The following is a 14,997-nucleotide window of genomic DNA, read 5'->3' on the forward strand; positions in this document are numbered from 1 at the left end:
ACTTTTACACGAACAAATCGCGCCATTCCCGAACGGATTAAGTATGAATACATAAGGCGAAGATCGCTATCTCCGCGCGTAGACCCTTGCGCCACAAGGGATCGAGGCCCTTATGTACACGGTCCTTATCAGCCACCCGGCCTGCGTCGCGGTGCCCGACCGGGCGGCCCATAGACTGGGCCCATGGAGAAGTGGACACCGAAGCACGAGGCGCCCGAGCCCCTTGAGGGTCCCGTCGTCGCCACCATCACGGGCGGCACGATCCTCTGGTTCGTCCTCTTCCTCGTGCAGCTCCCCTTCTACGGCTGGTTCGACGACCACGGCCACACCTGGTGGGTGTGGACCTGTCTCGCCGGGGCCGGACTCGGCCTGATCGGCATCTGGTACGTCCGTGGCCGGGACGCGGCCCTCAAGCGCCACGCCGCCCTCCGCGAGGCCGCGGACGCCGCCGTGAAGGGCGAAGGCGGCCAGGACGCACCGGGCACCGCCGGCTGACGTCTCCACCGGGCCCCGGCCCGGTCCCCCCGCACAGCCCCGCCTCGCCGGGCTGGCCGGGCATTCCGCCCGTACCGTCTGAACCATGACGCAGCGGGCAATCGACTCCTCCGGGGGGCAGACCCCCGAACGCTCCCCCTCCGAAGAGGCCGAGCCGCCGGCGTACGACCCCCGCGGGCTCACCACCGCCGAGGTGGCCGAACGGGTCGCGCGGGGCGAGGTCAACGACGTACCCGTCCGCTCCTCGCGCTCGCTCACCGAGATCGTCCGCGCCAACGTCTTCACCCGGTTCAACCTGATCATCGGCGTGCTCTGGGCGATCATGCTGGCCGTCGCACCGATCCAGGACAGCCTCTTCGGCTTCGTGATCATCGCCAACACCGGCATCGGGATCGTCCAGGAGTGGCGGGCCAAGAAGACCCTGGACGGGCTCGCCGTCATCGGTGAGGCGAAACCCACCGTGCGGCGCGACGGCACCGCCGCCGAGATCTCCACCTCCGCGATCGTGCTCGGCGACCTGATCGAGCTCGGTCCCGGCGACAAGGTCGTGGTGGACGGCACGGTCGGCGAGGCCGACAACCTGGAGATCGACGAGTCCCTCCTCACCGGCGAGGCCGACCCGGTGCTCAAACACGCGGGCGACCCGGTGATGTCGGGCAGCTTCGTCGTCGCGGGCGGCGGGGCGTTCACCGCCACGAAGGTCGGGCGCGAGGCGTACGCGGCCCAGCTCGCCGAGGAGGCGTCCCGCTTCACCCTCGTCCAGTCCGAGCTGCGCAGCGGCATCTCCACGATCCTGAAGTACGTGACCTGGATGATGATCCCGACCGCGATCGGGCTCGTCATCAGCCAGCTGGTCGTCAAGGAGAACGACTTCAAGGAGTCGGTCGCCCGCAGCGCCGGCGGGATCGTGCCGATGATCCCGGAAGGGCTGGTGCTGCTGACCTCGGTCGCCTTCGCGATCGGCGTCATCCGCCTCGGCCGCAAGCAGTGCCTCGTCCAGGAGCTGCCCGCCATCGAGGGGCTGGCCCGGGTCGACGTGGTCTGCCTCGACAAGACCGGCACCCTCACCGAGGGCGGCATGGACGTCACCGAGGTCCGCCCGCTGGGATCCGCCGACGCGGCGTACGTCGCCCGGGTGCTGGGAGCCCTCGGCGGCTCGGACCCCCGGCCGAACGCCAGCCTGCTGGCCATCGTGGACGCCCACCCCGACCCGGGCGGCTGGCGGGTGACGGACACCCTGCCGTTCTCCTCGGCCCGCAAGTACAGCGGCGCCGCCTTCCGGGAGGACGGCGGCGCCGCGTCCCCCCACAGCGCCGAATCCGTCTGGCTGCTCGGCGCACCCGACGTGCTGCTCCCGGACGGCGACCCCGAGCTGACCGCGATCGAAGAGCTGAACCGGCAGGGGCTGCGGGTGCTGCTGCTCTCCCGGGCGCGGGGCGGCCTGGACGGCCCGGACGCCGCCGCCGGGTCCGTACCGACCGCGCTCGTCGTGCTGGAGCAGCGGCTGCGGCCGGACGCCGGGGAGACGCTGCGCTACTTCGCCGACCAGCGGGTCGCGGCGAAGGTGATCTCCGGGGACAACGCGGTCTCGGTGGGGGCGGTGGCCGGGAAGCTCGGGCTGCCGGGCGCCGAGCATCCGCTCGACGCGCGGCGGATGCCGAAGGAGCAGGACGCGATGGCGAGCGCGGTGGAGGAGCACGCGGTCTTCGGCCGGGTCACCCCGCAGCAGAAGCGGAACATGGTCGCCGCCCTCCAGTCGCGCGGCCACACGGTCGCGATGACGGGCGACGGCGTCAACGACGTGCTCGCGCTGAAGGACGCCGACATCGGTGTCTCGATGGGTTCCGGGTCGGAGGCGACCCGGGCGGTGGCGCAGATCGTGCTGCTGGACAACAGCTTCGCCACCCTGCCCTCGGTGGTCGCCGAGGGGCGCCGGGTGATCGGCAACATCACCCGGGTCGCCACCCTGTTCCTGACGAAGACGGTCTACTCGGTGCTGCTGGCGATCCTGGTGGTCTGCTTCCAGGTGGAGTACCCGTTCCTCCCCCGGCATCTGACGCTGCTCTCGACGCTGACGATCGGGGTCCCCGCGTTCTTCCTGGCGCTCGCCCCGAACAAGGAGCGGGCCCGGCCGCACTTCGTCCGCCGGGTGATGCGGTACGCGATCCCGTCCGGGGTCATCGCGGGGGCGGCGACCTTCCTGACGTACATGCTGGCCGGGAGCCACTACTCGGGGGCGGGGGCGCTCGACGCGGAGACCAGCGCGGCGACGCTGACGCTGTTCCTGGTGTCGATGTGGGTGCTGGCGATCATCGCCCGCCCGTACACCTGGTGGCGGATCCTGCTGGTCGCCTCGATGGGGGTGGCGTTCCTGATCGTGCTCGCGGTGCCGTGGCTCCAGCACTTCTTCGCGCTGAAGCTGGTGGGCACCACCATGCCGTGGGCGGCGGTGGCCGTCGCGGCGGCCGCCTCGGTGCTGCTGGAGTACGTCTGGCGCCTGGTGGGCCGCCGCTTCGGGGGGTGAGCGCGCCTGAGCGCCGTGCTGCCCGCGGCGGCCTGCGCGACCACCGAGTGGGCCCGGGCGTCACCTCCATGGGCGGTCTGGCCTCCTTCCCCGGTGTCTCCGCCTACTGCGGCAGCAAGTACGCCCTCGAAGGCATCCTGGAGGCCGTCGGCAAGGAGGTCGCCGGCTTCGGGATCCACGTCACGGCCGTCGAGCCGGGCTCCTTCCGTACCGACTGGGCCGGCCGTTCCATGGTCCGCGCGCCGCGCAGCATCCCCGACCACGACGAGCTGTTCGAGCCCATCCGTGCCGCCCGGCAGACCGCCGACGGCCACCAGCTCGGCGACCCCGCCAAGGCCGCCGCGGCCCTGCTGCGCATCCTCGACGAGCCGAATCCTCCTGCCCATCTCGTGCTGTTCACCGACAGCCTCGCAGCCCAGGCCGAGTGAACGACGGCAAAGCCCTGCCCCGAACGCCTCGCCACGATGAACCATGCCTACTTGGCTGCCATACCTGCTACGTGCCATCGCAGCGCTAGCCCACTGTCAACAACGCTCGTGGTCAATACACCTAGAAGGTACTGGGCCCTCATCGAGGGCTCCCGCCCACCCGCCTGAGTGAGCGTCACCTGGGCTTATTTCAAGCGTCGTTGCTCTCGATGCTGTTGGGGACGGCGTTTGGGAGGAGGACGACCTTGCCCAGAGGGTGGTCGTGTTCCAGGTGGGTGAAGGCCGCCCGGACCTCTCCCAGCGGGTGGGTCCGACTGATCGGCACCTCGATCCGGCCGGCCGCCGTCAGCTCGGCCAACTCGGTCAGCACCGCCCGGCTGGTGCCCTCCGCACTGCCCTGTGCCCGGGCGCCGAGCACGGCGGCGACGCCGTAGTCGAGCGTGTTGACCCTGCGCGGCGGCACCCCCAGGGAGAGCGCGATCCGCGGGTAGTCGCCGCCGTGGAAGTCGAGGAAGGCGTGCGCCGTGCCGACCCCGTCGTCCTCGATCGCCCGGCGGAGGCGTTCGGTGACTCCACTCCCGTAGTGGACGAGGGTGGCGCCCTGGGACTCCAGCCAGTCCCGGTGCCGCGGGGAGGCGATCGCGACCACGTGCGCCCTGCGCAGGCGCAGGAGTTGGACGGCGATGGTGCCGACCCCGCCGGTGGCCCCGCTGACCACGACCGTCTCGCCGGCCCCCGCATCGACAGCGGTGACCGCTGCCCAGGCGGTACTGCCCGCGACGTAGAGGGCGCCTGCGGCGGTCCAGGGGAGCCCGTCGGGCTTGCGGACGAGCTGGTCGTGCGGGACGACGACGTACTCGGCGTGGCTGGACCGCTCCCAGGACCAGCCGAGAACCGGATCCCCGGGCGCCCAGCCGGTCACCGCCGCCCCGGTCGCGGCGACGGTGCCGGCGAGGTCGCTTCCCTGTCCGGAGGGGAACGTCGCGGGGAACCGCTCGTGCAGGGCCCCGGTACGGATCTTGGCCTCGCCCGGGTTGATCCCGGCGGCCCGCACCTGTACCAGCACGTCGCGTGGGCCCAGCGGACGCGGTTCGACGTCCTCGACGCCGAGCACGTCGATGTCTCCGTAGCGGTGGAAACGTATGGCTTTCACGGGCGTCCCTCCGGCTGGATATGGCCGTTGATGAAGGCGGCGACCTGGTCGAGGGCCTGCGCCGCCTCGTCGACGAGCGGGGCGAAGCCCTGGAAGACGTGCGGCGCTCCGGGGAAGGTCCGCAGGGTGACCGGGATGTCTGCGTGGGCGGCCCGCGTGGCCAGTCGCAGGGCGTCGTCGAGCAGGATCTCGCGGCCGCCGGCCTGGATCAGGAGCGGTGGCAGTCCGCGCAGGTCGGCGTGCAGGGGGCTGGCCAGCGGGGTGCGTGGATCCGCGCCGGCGAGGTAGTCGGCGGCCCGGGTCTGAAGGGCCCGGCGGGTGAGCGCCGGATCCGCGTCGGCCCGGGTGGTCATGGTGCCGCCGGACTGGGTGAGGTCCGTCCATGGGGACAGGACGGTCGCGGACGACGGCTGCGGCAGCCCCGCGTCCCGGATCGCCAGCAGCAGGGCGAGGGCGAGGCCGCCGCCGGCCGATTCGCCGGTCACCGCGATCGAGCCGGCCGGGACGCCTCGGTCGAGCAGTGCCCGGTAGGCGGCCAGCGTGTCGTCCACCGCGGCCGGGAAGGGATGTTCGGGGGCGAGCCGGTAGTCGACGGACAGGGCGGTGGCCGCGGTGCGCCGGGCGATCTCGGAGACCAGGCCGACGCCGGCGGCGGCGGAGCCGATCGCGTAGGCGCCGCCATGGAAGTACAGCACGGTGGCGGCCGTCGGCACTGCGTCACCGGCGCGCACCTCGACGGCGGGTACCCCGCCCAGGTCGGTGGTCCGGGTGCGGACGTCGTCGGGCAGCGGTGCGGCGCCGAGTATCTCGTCGAAGACGCGGCGCATCTTCGCCACGTCGCCGCCCAGGTCCAGCGGGGAGTTCAGCAAGAGGTCGGAGACGGAGTCCAGCTGACTGCGGGTCATGTCGTCGTTTCCTTGCGAGGGAGGTGAGGTGATCGGTTACGGAACGGGTGCGGGGCGGCCTACGCCCGGGTGACGTGCAGGACCTCCCCGAAGCCCATGCGCCGCACGAAGTCCGCGCGGGCCTCCAGCACCGCGGAGTTGGCCTGTTCAACCAGGGAGTTGGTCAGGTCCACCACGCTGCGCAAGGGGCGCTCGCCGAAGGGCAGGGACAGAATCCTGGTGATCTCCTCGGCGACCACCGAGGGGTCGGCCTGCGTGCCCGGGGTGAACAGGCTTTCCGTGGCCTGCTCGTTGCGGGCGACCAGCGGGTCCAGTACCCGGTAGCCGGCGGTGACACCGGTGGCGTCCGCGGGCCGTCCCGCTTTGGGGAAGTGGTCGGTGCCCTCGGTGAAGGCCCCGGGCATGACGATCACCGTCTCGATGCCGAGCGGGGCCACCTCGTAGGAGGTCACCAGCGCCAGCGAGTCCATCGCCGCCTTCGACACCACGTACGGGCCGAGGAACGGCGGTGTGGTCACCGGGATGGTGCTGCCCACGTAGAGGAGGGTGCCGCTGCCCTGCCCGCGCAGGTGTGGCAGCGCGGCGCGGTTGAGCCGTTGGACGCCGAGGGTGTTGACGTCGACCAGGTGGGCGATCTCCTCGGCGGTGAACGCCTCCACGTAGCCGGTGACCAGGTGCCCGGCATTGTGGATGACGACGTCGAGCGCCCCCGCATCCTCCAGCACGGCCGCCACCGCGCGGTCGGCGGACTCCTGCGAGGCGACGTCGAGTTCGACCACGTTCAGGTCGAGCCGCTCGGCCCCGGCCAGGCGGTGCAGTTCCTCAGCGGGGGCGGCGTTGCGGGTTCCGGGGGCGCGCATCGAGGCGTAGACGCGGTGACCGGCCCGGGCCAGGGCTCGCGCGGTCAGGTTGCCGATGCCGGTGGCGGCACCCGTGATGAGCACAGTCGACATGGTGGGTCTCCTATCGGAGGAGTGAAGGGGAGGAACGGAGAGGGAGAAGAGAGGCGGACGTGGTGGAGAGGGTCAGGTGATGCCGCCGTTGCTGTACAGCACCTGGCCGTTGATCCAGCGGCCGGCGGGGCCGGCCAGGAAGGCGACGGCCTCGGCGATGTCCTCGGGGGTGCCGAGCCGCTCCAGGGGTGCGGCGGCGGCGATCCGGCCGATCAGCTCCTCGCTCTTGCCCTCGACGAACAGCGGTGTCGCGGTCGGCCCGGGGGCCACCGCGTTGACGGTGACGTCCCGGCCGCGCAGTTCGCGTGCCAGGATCAGGGTCATGGCCTCGACCGCGCCCTTGGTCGCCGCGTAGCCGCCGTAGCCGGGCTGCTGGAGCCGGGTCACCGAGGTGGAGAAGTTGATCAGCGTGCCGCCGGGGCGCAGCCTGCGGGCCGCGAGCCGGGAGACCATGAAGGTCCCGCGGACGTTGACCCGGTGCATCCGGTCGAAGGCTTCCAGCTCCATCTCGGCGAGCGGGGCCAGCAGCATGATCCCCGCGGTGTTGACGACCACGTCGACGCCCCCGAAACGTTCCTCCACCGCGTCGAAGAGCCCGGTCATCGCCGTCGGCTCGGCAACATCGCCGGGCAGGGCCACCGCCGTGCCGCCGGCTGCGGTGACCGACTCGACGACCGCCTCGGCCTTCGCCGCGCTGCCCGCGTAGTGGACGACGACGGCCGTGCCGTCCGCGGCCAGCCGGCGCGCGACCGCGCCGCCGATACCGCCCGAGCCGCCGGTCACCACGGCCACCCTGGGCCGGCTGGATCCGTTCTGCGATACCGCGTTGTTCATCACTGCTCCTGATCCGGCGTCCGGACGGACGCCTGGCACTGTGCGAGTTCGCGGGCGATTCGCCTGGCGACTGGATCAACCCTCCGCCGCCCCCAAGTATTTGTCCAATGCATCATCGAGATATAGATTATTCAGATGGTGCATATCGAACGGGTCGACCTCAACCTGCTGGCTCCGCTGGCCGCACTGCTGGAGGAGCGGCATGTCTCGCGCGCAGCCGAAGTCGCCGGAATGAGCCAGCCGGCGATGAGCCGGGCGTTCCAGCGGCTGCGGGACACCCTCGGCGACGAACTGCTGGTGCGCACGCCGGGCGGGTACCGGCTCACCCCGCGGGCCGAGCGCGTCCAGCGCCAGCTGCGGGCAGTCCTGCCGCGGCTGGAGAGCCTGTTCGCCCCGGAGGGGTTCGACCCAGCCGAGGCCGCCGAGACCTTCCGGGTCGCGGGTACCGACTTCACCCAGGTGTTCGCGCCCGCGGTCTTCCAGCGTGTGTTCCGGGAGTCACCGCGCTCCACACTGCACTTCCGCACCTGGCACGACGCCATCTACGAGGACCTCGACCGGGGGGTCGTCGACCTGGTGTTCCTCGCCAGATCAACGCCACTCACCGCCCTGCACAACGAACATCTCCTCGACGACCAGTTCGTCTGCGTGCTCTCCGCCGACCACCCGCTCGCCGAACGTCCGGCGATCGCCCTGGAGGAGTACCTGGACGCCACCCATGTCATCGTCGGCACCATCGGCGAGCGCCAGACCGCGATCGAGCAACGCCTGGAAGACCTCGGAGAGCACCGCCGGGCCGGACTGACCGTCCCCTACCATTCCCTGGCCCTGCGCTCGGTCCCGGGCACCCGGCTGGTCCTCACACTCCCCGCACGGCTACTCACGGAGCAACGCCCGGACCCGGGCATCCGAATCCTGCCCGCGCCCGAGGAAATCCGCCCACTGGGCTACCTGATGGCCTGGCACCCGCGGCTCGACGGCGACCTGGGGCAGCGCTGGCTCCGAAATGCCATCCGCGCCGTCGCCTCCGAACTGCCGGAGCCGACGCAGCACTAGCGACTGGTTCCTGCTCCCCTGTGTGGTGCTGCCTTGGGCCGTCGAGCAGTACGACGCCGCACTGGTGCCAACCGGCTGACGCCTCGGCTTCAGTCGCCCGCCGACTCGTCCTCGTCCTCGTCCAGCTCCGGCGCGTCCGGGTCGCGCAGCGGGCGCAGGGCGCCGGCGGCCGGGGTCGAGGCGGTGAAGCTGTAGCGGCCGAGCAGGTTCAGGTTGCGGTGCTTGAGCGGGGAGAGCCGGGCGATGTCCACGTCCCGGATCTCGTGGCCCTCGGCTTTCAGCTGGGCGACGGCGGCGTCGATGTAGCGGGTTGTCCAGAGCACAATGGTGGGGCGGCCGTCGCGGCCGAACATGCGCAGCAGGTCGTAGGCGCGGACCTGGTTGGTGACCAGGGAACCGGCGACCTTCAGCATGTCCGGCCAGTGCGTGATCACCTTGTTCAGGTTCACGCGGTTGCGGGCCAGGTCCTCCACCGCGCCGTACGTGCCGGTCTCGACGCCGGGCATGGTGGCCCGCCAGAACCGCTGGTCGTCCAGGTCGCGGAACCTGGGTGAGAAGTTGTAGCCGAGGATTTTGAACAGGCCGAACACCATGTCGGAGTACGAGGCGTTGTCGGTCGCCACCATCTCCGGCTTGACCCCGCCGTCGAGGTTCAGCAGGGCGTCCAGAATGTGCAAGGAGTCGCGCGGGGTGCCGGGCACGACCATCTGCCCGATGCCCGCGACCTGGTCGTTGACGGCGTTGAGCCAGGTGATGCCGCGCTTGAACCCGAAGTACTTCGGCGACGGGGCGGCGTTGATGGTGCGCACCGGCACCTGGAAGCGCAACCCGTCTACGGAGGCCAGCAGCCCGTCGCCCCAGTAGCGCACGATCGGGATGCCGGCCTGGGCGGCGATCAGCCGCGCGTTCGCGGCGGCGATGGTGTCGGCGCGCAGGTAGTACTGGTCGACGTGCACGAGCCGGGCTCGGGTCAGTGCTTCGTAGCCGGGGTTGACCACGGGGGTCAGGCCGATGTTGCACGCCTCGGACACCAGTAGTGCGACCACCGAGGTGGGCAGGTCTTTCATCCGGGTGGTGCCGTCGCCGAGGTGGACGAAGGCGTCGAGGAACCCGGTCCAGGCGTTCACCTCGAACAGCAGGTCCGGCAGGTCGATCTTCGGGAGCATCTTCTCGACCCGCTGGCGCAGCCAGGTCAGGGACTTCGGCTCGCCGAGGGCGCCGAGCTTGTCGACGTTCAGCTTCACCCGCCCGTCGCCGGCCACCTCGATGGAGACCTTCGCCGCCGGCCCCGCCTCCTCAAGGCGTTCGGCGAGCTGCTTCCATCCGGCGTCCAGCCCGCGCACCAGCTCCGCCAGGTGCTCGGTGACGGGCATGTCCAGGCTCAGGGCCGCCAGGACGTCCTCCTCGACCGCGTCCCAGTCGGGCACGTCCAGCAGGCGGGCCCGCGGGTTGGAACAGCGGTGCGACGGTGCGGCGAAGACGTCGCGGTTGTTCAGGGCCCGGTGCAGCTGCTCCAGCACGCACACCACGTACGCGTCCCGGTCCACCGCGCCCTGCGGCAGGTCGGGGTTGGCGTACACGGCCTTGCGCCACGCGGGCGGCACGAGCTTGTCGTCCACCTCGCGCGGCAGCAGCGGCTTGACGCCCGTCTTCCGCCGGGCCAGCGCCGGAAGGCCGCGCACCCCGGCCAAGACCCGCTTCCCGGCGCTCGCCGCGTCCAGCGCCTTCGACTCGCCCAGCAACGCGAGGAACGGGCGCACCGTGGCGTACCGGTTCGCGAGCGCTGCCCGCATGGCGACCTCGGCCGAGTTCTCGTCCTCGGGCACCAGCGTCACCACCGTGGCCGCCGCAGTCATTAGGGTCGCGCGCGGGGCGACTTCCTCCACGGCTGCCCAGAGCGCGGCCACGTCCAGGTCGGTCTCCTGCTCCTCGACCAGCTCCAGTTCCTCGAACAGGATCTTCGCCGCCCGCGCGAGCACCCGTGACGCCTTCTCCAGCTGCGGCAGCGTCGACAGCCGCTCCTTCTCCGTCTTGCGCTTCGCGGTGTTCAGCAGCCGGGTGGCCATCAGGACCTGGAACAAGTCCAGGGCCTCGTCGATCGCCTTCGCCTCCAGGTGCCGCATCACCGCGGTGAGCATCGCCGTGCGCTTGGGCTCCGCCGCCCGCTCCAGCAGCGGCGCCTTCGACCCCAGCGCGTACCGGGCCAGCGCGGCCATCCGGTTCGGCGGGATCTGCGACAGCCTCAACCTGCCGAGCCGGTACGCTCCGATCTCGTCCACCCGCTCCAGCGCGCGGGCGAACGCCGTACCGGTGGTCCGCGTCGGCGGCCGGCGCAGCCGCTCCAGCTCGGAGAACCGCGAGCCCTCCGGTGTCTTCAGCGTCGCCACCAGATCCCCAGGGAGCGCCGGGTCCGCGCGGCGGGCGGCCCCCGCGACCGTGGCGTGCAGCCGCTTGTCAGCGACCCTCCGCACCTCCGACACCTGCCGGGCCAGCACCGACACCCCGGGCAGCAGCACCCGGTTACGGCGCAGCCAGCCCACCGCGTGGTCGAACAGCGCCTTCGGGCCCTAGGCGTGCGTCCACGCCCGCCCGTGCAGGAAGGTGCGGAATCGCCGGGACCACTCCGCGTCGTCGTACTCGTGGTACTCGTAGGTGTCCCGGATCTCCCACGCATGCTCGTACGCCGTCTTCGGCCGCTCGGTGTACCGCATCACCACCGACGGGTCCTCGATACCGAGCTGTGCGGCCAGATGCTCAACCACCGGCCACGGCGCCTCCAGCGGATCGTCCGGGAGGAACCGGCCGATGTAGCGCACCGTGCACATCTGGAGCGCGAAGCCGAGCTGGTGGTGCGCAGAGCGCCGCAGTGCGATCAGGTCGCGGTCGACGTCGTCTAGGAAGAAGAACCGCTCCAGCTCGGGGCGGGTCGGCTCCTCGGCGAACTTCCCGTACGCCTCGGCCTGCTCATCAGTCAGAAACTCCACCGGCACGAGCGGACCGTAGCCAGCCCCGGCACCCGTCCGGCGATCTTTCCGCGATCCCCAGCGGAGCCCCCAGCCAGTGTGCTAGCCGACCATGATCGTTCTCAGCGCCAACCGCTGTACCGATGTTCCCCGAGGCCGGACGCCCTGCGTCTGGTCAGGGCCGGACGTGACGCGGTCGACCACGATCTCGCCGCCTGGGAAGACCTCACCCTCTCCACCGACTTCGCACCCGACGACGCCGGGTGAGCCGACCACGCACGGCTCACCGGACGGCTGCGGACCGGTGGGCGGCCCAGGCACGGCCGGCAGCTGCGGATCAGTCGAACCAGCGGTCCCGGGCCAGCTCCGCCGTGCGCGAGGGGTCCTCCAGGAGGGCGGCGACCTCGAAGCGGCGCGGCCACTGGCCGGCCGCCCAGGCGAGTCCGGCCGCGACCCCTTCGAGGGTCGAGGCGTGCACGGTGCCGTCCGGGGCGCGGCGCCAGTCGAGTGCGACGCCGCCCGCGTGGAGTTCCTCGTGTTCGACGTACGTGTCCGGGGTGCGCTCACCGAGCAGGATGCGGACCGGTTCGGGCACCTCGTGCTCCTCGCCCTCGGTCTCCACCTCGGCTTCGATGGTCTCGCCGAGCCTGCGGACCTGGAAGAGCTCCGCGAGTTCGGCGGCGCGGGCCGGGGCGACCGGCAGCAGCGGCAGTCCGCCGGCGAGCGGCAGCACGTCCGGGGCATCCGCGACGACGGCGTCCGCCGCGTCGACCACCTCCACCGCGCCGTCCACGACGGCCCGCAGCTCGTCCGGCAGGGTGACCTGTTCGGGGTCGAGGTCGGCCAGCGCGGTGTAGAGCGCGTGGAGTTGTACGGCGGTCACCGGACGGTCCTCGTCGGCGAGGCGGCCGAGGAGTTCGGCTGCGCCGCCGGGCTCGTCCAGCAGGGCTTCGACCGTGGTGCGCACGCCGAGCGCGCGGAGCACCTGGGCGTCGTCGAAGCCGGTGGCGTCCACCGCGTCGTAGAGGCCGTCCAGCAGCGGGTCGCCGCCCGCCGCGCGGACTCCGGCCGGGCGGCGGCCCTCCAGCACCGGGTGGTCGCGCAGCCACCAAGCGGTGTACGGGCGCACCGAGCGGGTCGTGCCGTCCGGGAGCAGCACCCGGACCGGCTGGGTCAGGGCGTCGCGCAGCGGCGGCCGGGAGAGCATGGCGAGCGCCTGCGGCCAGGCGTCGTCGGCGACGAGGTCGAGGTCGCGCACGGCGACGATCTCCGTGGCCACCGGGGGTACCGGGGTGTCGGGGAGCTGGTCGAGCAGGTCCTCGCACCAGACGTCGACGGCGTCCAGCAGTCCGGCGTCGTCGGGTTCGGCGAAGTCGCCGTCGCGGGGCTCCAGTTCGTCGGGGTCGAGCACCACGTCGGTGGTGCGTACGAGCGCGAAGCCGGCCAGCACCCCGCAGGCGGTGAGCGGCTGCTCACCCCAGCGTTCGGCCAACTCATCGTCACAGAGCGCGAGTTCACCCTCGCGCATGATCTGGGCGAACTCACTTCCGGGGAACACGAGTTCACCGGCGGGCGCGGTCTCCCCGTCCTCGTCGACGAGCGCGAGAGCGCCGAGCCAGGGTTCGTCGCCGGGGTTCAGCTCGGCGTCGCGCACCAGGGTGAGGACGGTCTCCACGAGCTCGTCGCCGTCAAGTGCGTCCTCGTCCCAGATCTCCCCGGCGTCCAGCGATCCTGCGACCGCCGCCCGCACCTGAGGGGTGGTCAGTACGGCGCGCGGGGTGGCGGGCAGCGCGCCGAGCTTCTCCAGCAACGGGTGCGCGGCGTCCGGGTGGGCGACCTTCAGGCCGAGCCGGGCGAGGCGGGCGAGCACCGGTCCGGTCAGCGCGTCGGGCAGCGGCAGCAGCACCTGGCGCGGGCCGATCGTGGTGCGGGGCGGCTGCCCCTCGGGGGCGTCGGCCGCCCCGGCCAGCGGGACGGGCAGCCCGGAGAGGCGGTCCGGGTCGACCCCGGCGAGGCTGTCGTAGAACCGCCGCCACCAGTGGGGTTCGCGCTCCAGGCCGGCGAGCCGGTCGATCGCCTCGGTCAGCGGGACCCGGCCGACGCCCAGGGTGCGCAGTTCGGTGCGGCGCTCCAGCCCGGCGGGCAGCAGGCACGGCAGGACCTCGGCGAGGACCCGTACGGTCTCGGCGCCTGCGCCCTCCACGACCTCGGCCTCGACGGGCCGCAAGGCCGCGTGGTCCCGGTGCCGGACCGCGTCGGGGGCGCCCGGCTCCGCCCAGTCGTCGGCCCAGCCGTCGGCGGCCGGGGCGATCGCGGCGGCGGGGTCGGCGGGCACGGCGGGGGCGAGGAACGCGACCCGGGGCAGCCGCTGGAGGATCGCCGCGCGCAGCGCCCCGTCCACCGCGCCCTGGCCGAGCGGTCCGGGAACCAGGTCGAGGGTGCCGGTGGAGACGGGGTGCCACTCGCCGAGGAGTTCGGCGTAGGCGTCGGCCGCGCGCTCGACCAGGAAGTCGGTGAGCGGGCCGGGCGCGGGGTGCCGGCGGGTGGTGTCCAGCGGCAGCGAGGCGATGAGCAGGGCGGGCACGCCGAGGGGTTCGTCGGTGGGCGTCGGGGCGTGCACCACGGGCGCGGTGGCGGGGCGGCGGGGCGAGCCGTCGTCGTCGACCGGGACGGCCCAGGTGACCGACCAGTGCGGGCGCAGCCGTTCCTCGACGGGCCGGTCGGCGAGCAGCGCGGGTTCGACGGGCCCGTGGTGGAAGACGGTGCGCCAGCGGTTGACGCCGTGCGCGGAGTCCTCGACGTGGATGTACGGGCCGTGCGCGGAGCGCGTCAACGTCCGTACCCCGGACGGGGTTTCGATCACGACCTCGTCGAGTCCGGTCAGGGTCAGCAGGAGCGCGTCGTCGACGGAGTCGAGGAGCCGCTTCACGAGGTCCTCGGCGGTGCCGTCGCGCAACGGCAGTACCACCACGGTGTCGTAGCCCTCGGGCGCGGTGCCTTCGGCGGGCAGCGGGAGGCGCAGCAGCGGTACGTGGCCGTCGCGACGGCGGAGTTCGTCGCCGAGGCCGGGGCTGCCGACGGCCGCGCCCTCGGCGAGGACGCGGGCCTCGGCGAGGGACCAGCGGACTCCGCCGTGCCGGCCGAGGACGGCGGGTTCGTCGCTCACCGCGAGGACGGCGGCGAAGCCGACGCCGAAGCGGCCCACGGAGGTCTCGTGGCCCTCGCGCTTGGCGGAGGCGCGCAGGGTGGAGAGCGATTCGACACCGGTGGCGTCCAGCGGCGCCCCGGTGTTGGCGGCGGCCAGCACGGTGGGCGCGCCGTCCGCGCCGGGGTGCAGGGTGAGCCGGAGCCTGCCGGGTGTCCGGGCGCGGGCGGCGGCGTCGGCCGCGTTCTGCGCGAGTTCCACGACCAGGCGGTCGCGGTAACCGCCGAGCGCCAGGTCCTCCTCGGCGTTGGCGTCCTCGCGGAAGCGGGCCGGCCCGGCACCCCAGGCGTTGAGCACGCCGCGCCGCAGCCGTGCCGTCCCGAACGGATCGGCCCCCTCGGTCGCCTTCATGCTCACGCTTCGACTCCGCTCTGTTCCGCTTGCCCGTGGGGCGTTGCCGCCCCGTGTGCGCCCGAACGTACCGCGCGGGGACGACAGCGCGGTTCACGGGAGCGGGTACCGGGGGTGTGCGGTTCGGCAC

Annotated in this window: 8 protein-coding genes and 2 pseudogenes; 4 read left to right on the top strand and 6 right to left on the bottom strand. The window is 72.5% G+C overall.

From position 1 onward, the window contains the following. The first annotated feature begins 183 nt into the window (after window positions 1–183). The 3 genes and pseudogenes from OHA55_RS12420 to OHA55_RS12430 form a co-directional block, all read left to right on the top strand. Complete coding sequence (locus OHA55_RS12420; protein WP_266705731.1) at window positions 184–495, top strand: DUF2530 domain-containing protein; 312 nt, start codon at window positions 184–186, stop codon at window positions 493–495. Between the two features lie 85 nt (window positions 496–580). Continuing rightward, the gene (locus OHA55_RS12425; protein WP_266705733.1) at window positions 581–3,019 is read left to right on the top strand and encodes an HAD-IC family P-type ATPase; all 2,439 of its coding nucleotides are present in this window, start codon (window positions 581–583) and stop codon (window positions 3,017–3,019) included. A 59-nt stretch (window positions 3,020–3,078) separates the two neighbouring features. Then, window positions 3,079–3,429, top strand: a pseudogene (locus tag OHA55_RS12430) (SDR family NAD(P)-dependent oxidoreductase); the annotation flags it as partial. A 208-nt stretch (window positions 3,430–3,637) separates the two neighbouring features. On the opposite strand, the gene OHA55_RS12435 reads toward OHA55_RS12430, so the two are convergent. The 4 genes from OHA55_RS12435 to OHA55_RS12450 form a co-directional block, all read right to left on the bottom strand. Beyond that, the gene (locus OHA55_RS12435; RefSeq protein ID WP_266705735.1) at window positions 3,638–4,600 is read right to left on the bottom strand and encodes an NADP-dependent oxidoreductase; all 963 of its coding nucleotides are present in this window, start codon (window positions 4,598–4,600) and stop codon (window positions 3,638–3,640) included. Further along, a complete protein-coding gene (locus OHA55_RS12440; protein ID WP_266705737.1) occupies window positions 4,597–5,505 on the bottom strand; it encodes an alpha/beta hydrolase in 909 nt (302 codons plus the stop codon). The genes OHA55_RS12435 and OHA55_RS12440 overlap by 4 nt, the downstream gene beginning before the upstream one ends. A gap of 59 nt (window positions 5,506–5,564) precedes the next feature. Then, window positions 5,565–6,458 (bottom strand): SDR family NAD(P)-dependent oxidoreductase, encoded by an 894-nt coding sequence (locus tag OHA55_RS12445; protein ID WP_266705739.1) that lies wholly within the window; start codon window positions 6,456–6,458, stop codon window positions 5,565–5,567. A 72-nt stretch (window positions 6,459–6,530) separates the two neighbouring features. Next, window positions 6,531–7,292 (bottom strand): SDR family oxidoreductase, encoded by a 762-nt coding sequence (locus tag OHA55_RS12450; protein ID WP_266705741.1) that lies wholly within the window; start codon window positions 7,290–7,292, stop codon window positions 6,531–6,533. A 135-nt stretch (window positions 7,293–7,427) separates the two neighbouring features. Here OHA55_RS12450 and OHA55_RS12455 point away from each other — a divergent pair, with 135 nt between their 5' ends. Beyond that, the gene (locus OHA55_RS12455; RefSeq protein WP_266705743.1) at window positions 7,428–8,348 is read left to right on the top strand and encodes a LysR family transcriptional regulator; all 921 of its coding nucleotides are present in this window, start codon (window positions 7,428–7,430) and stop codon (window positions 8,346–8,348) included. An 89-nt stretch (window positions 8,349–8,437) separates the two neighbouring features. Here the strand turns inward: OHA55_RS12455 and OHA55_RS12460 are convergent. Together OHA55_RS12460 and OHA55_RS12465 are read right to left on the bottom strand one after the other, a co-directional pair. Then, a pseudogene (locus OHA55_RS12460) lies at window positions 8,438–11,338 on the bottom strand (Tn3 family transposase). A 310-nt stretch (window positions 11,339–11,648) separates the two neighbouring features. After that, complete coding sequence (locus OHA55_RS12465; protein ID WP_266710591.1) at window positions 11,649–14,867, bottom strand: sacsin N-terminal ATP-binding-like domain-containing protein; 3,219 nt, start codon at window positions 14,865–14,867, stop codon at window positions 11,649–11,651. Between the last annotated feature and the right edge of the window lie 130 nt (window positions 14,868–14,997).

Origin of the sequence: Streptomyces sp. NBC_00102, assembly GCF_026343115.1 — a bacterium.
Classification (GTDB): Bacteria; Actinomycetota; Actinomycetes; order Streptomycetales; family Streptomycetaceae; genus Streptomyces.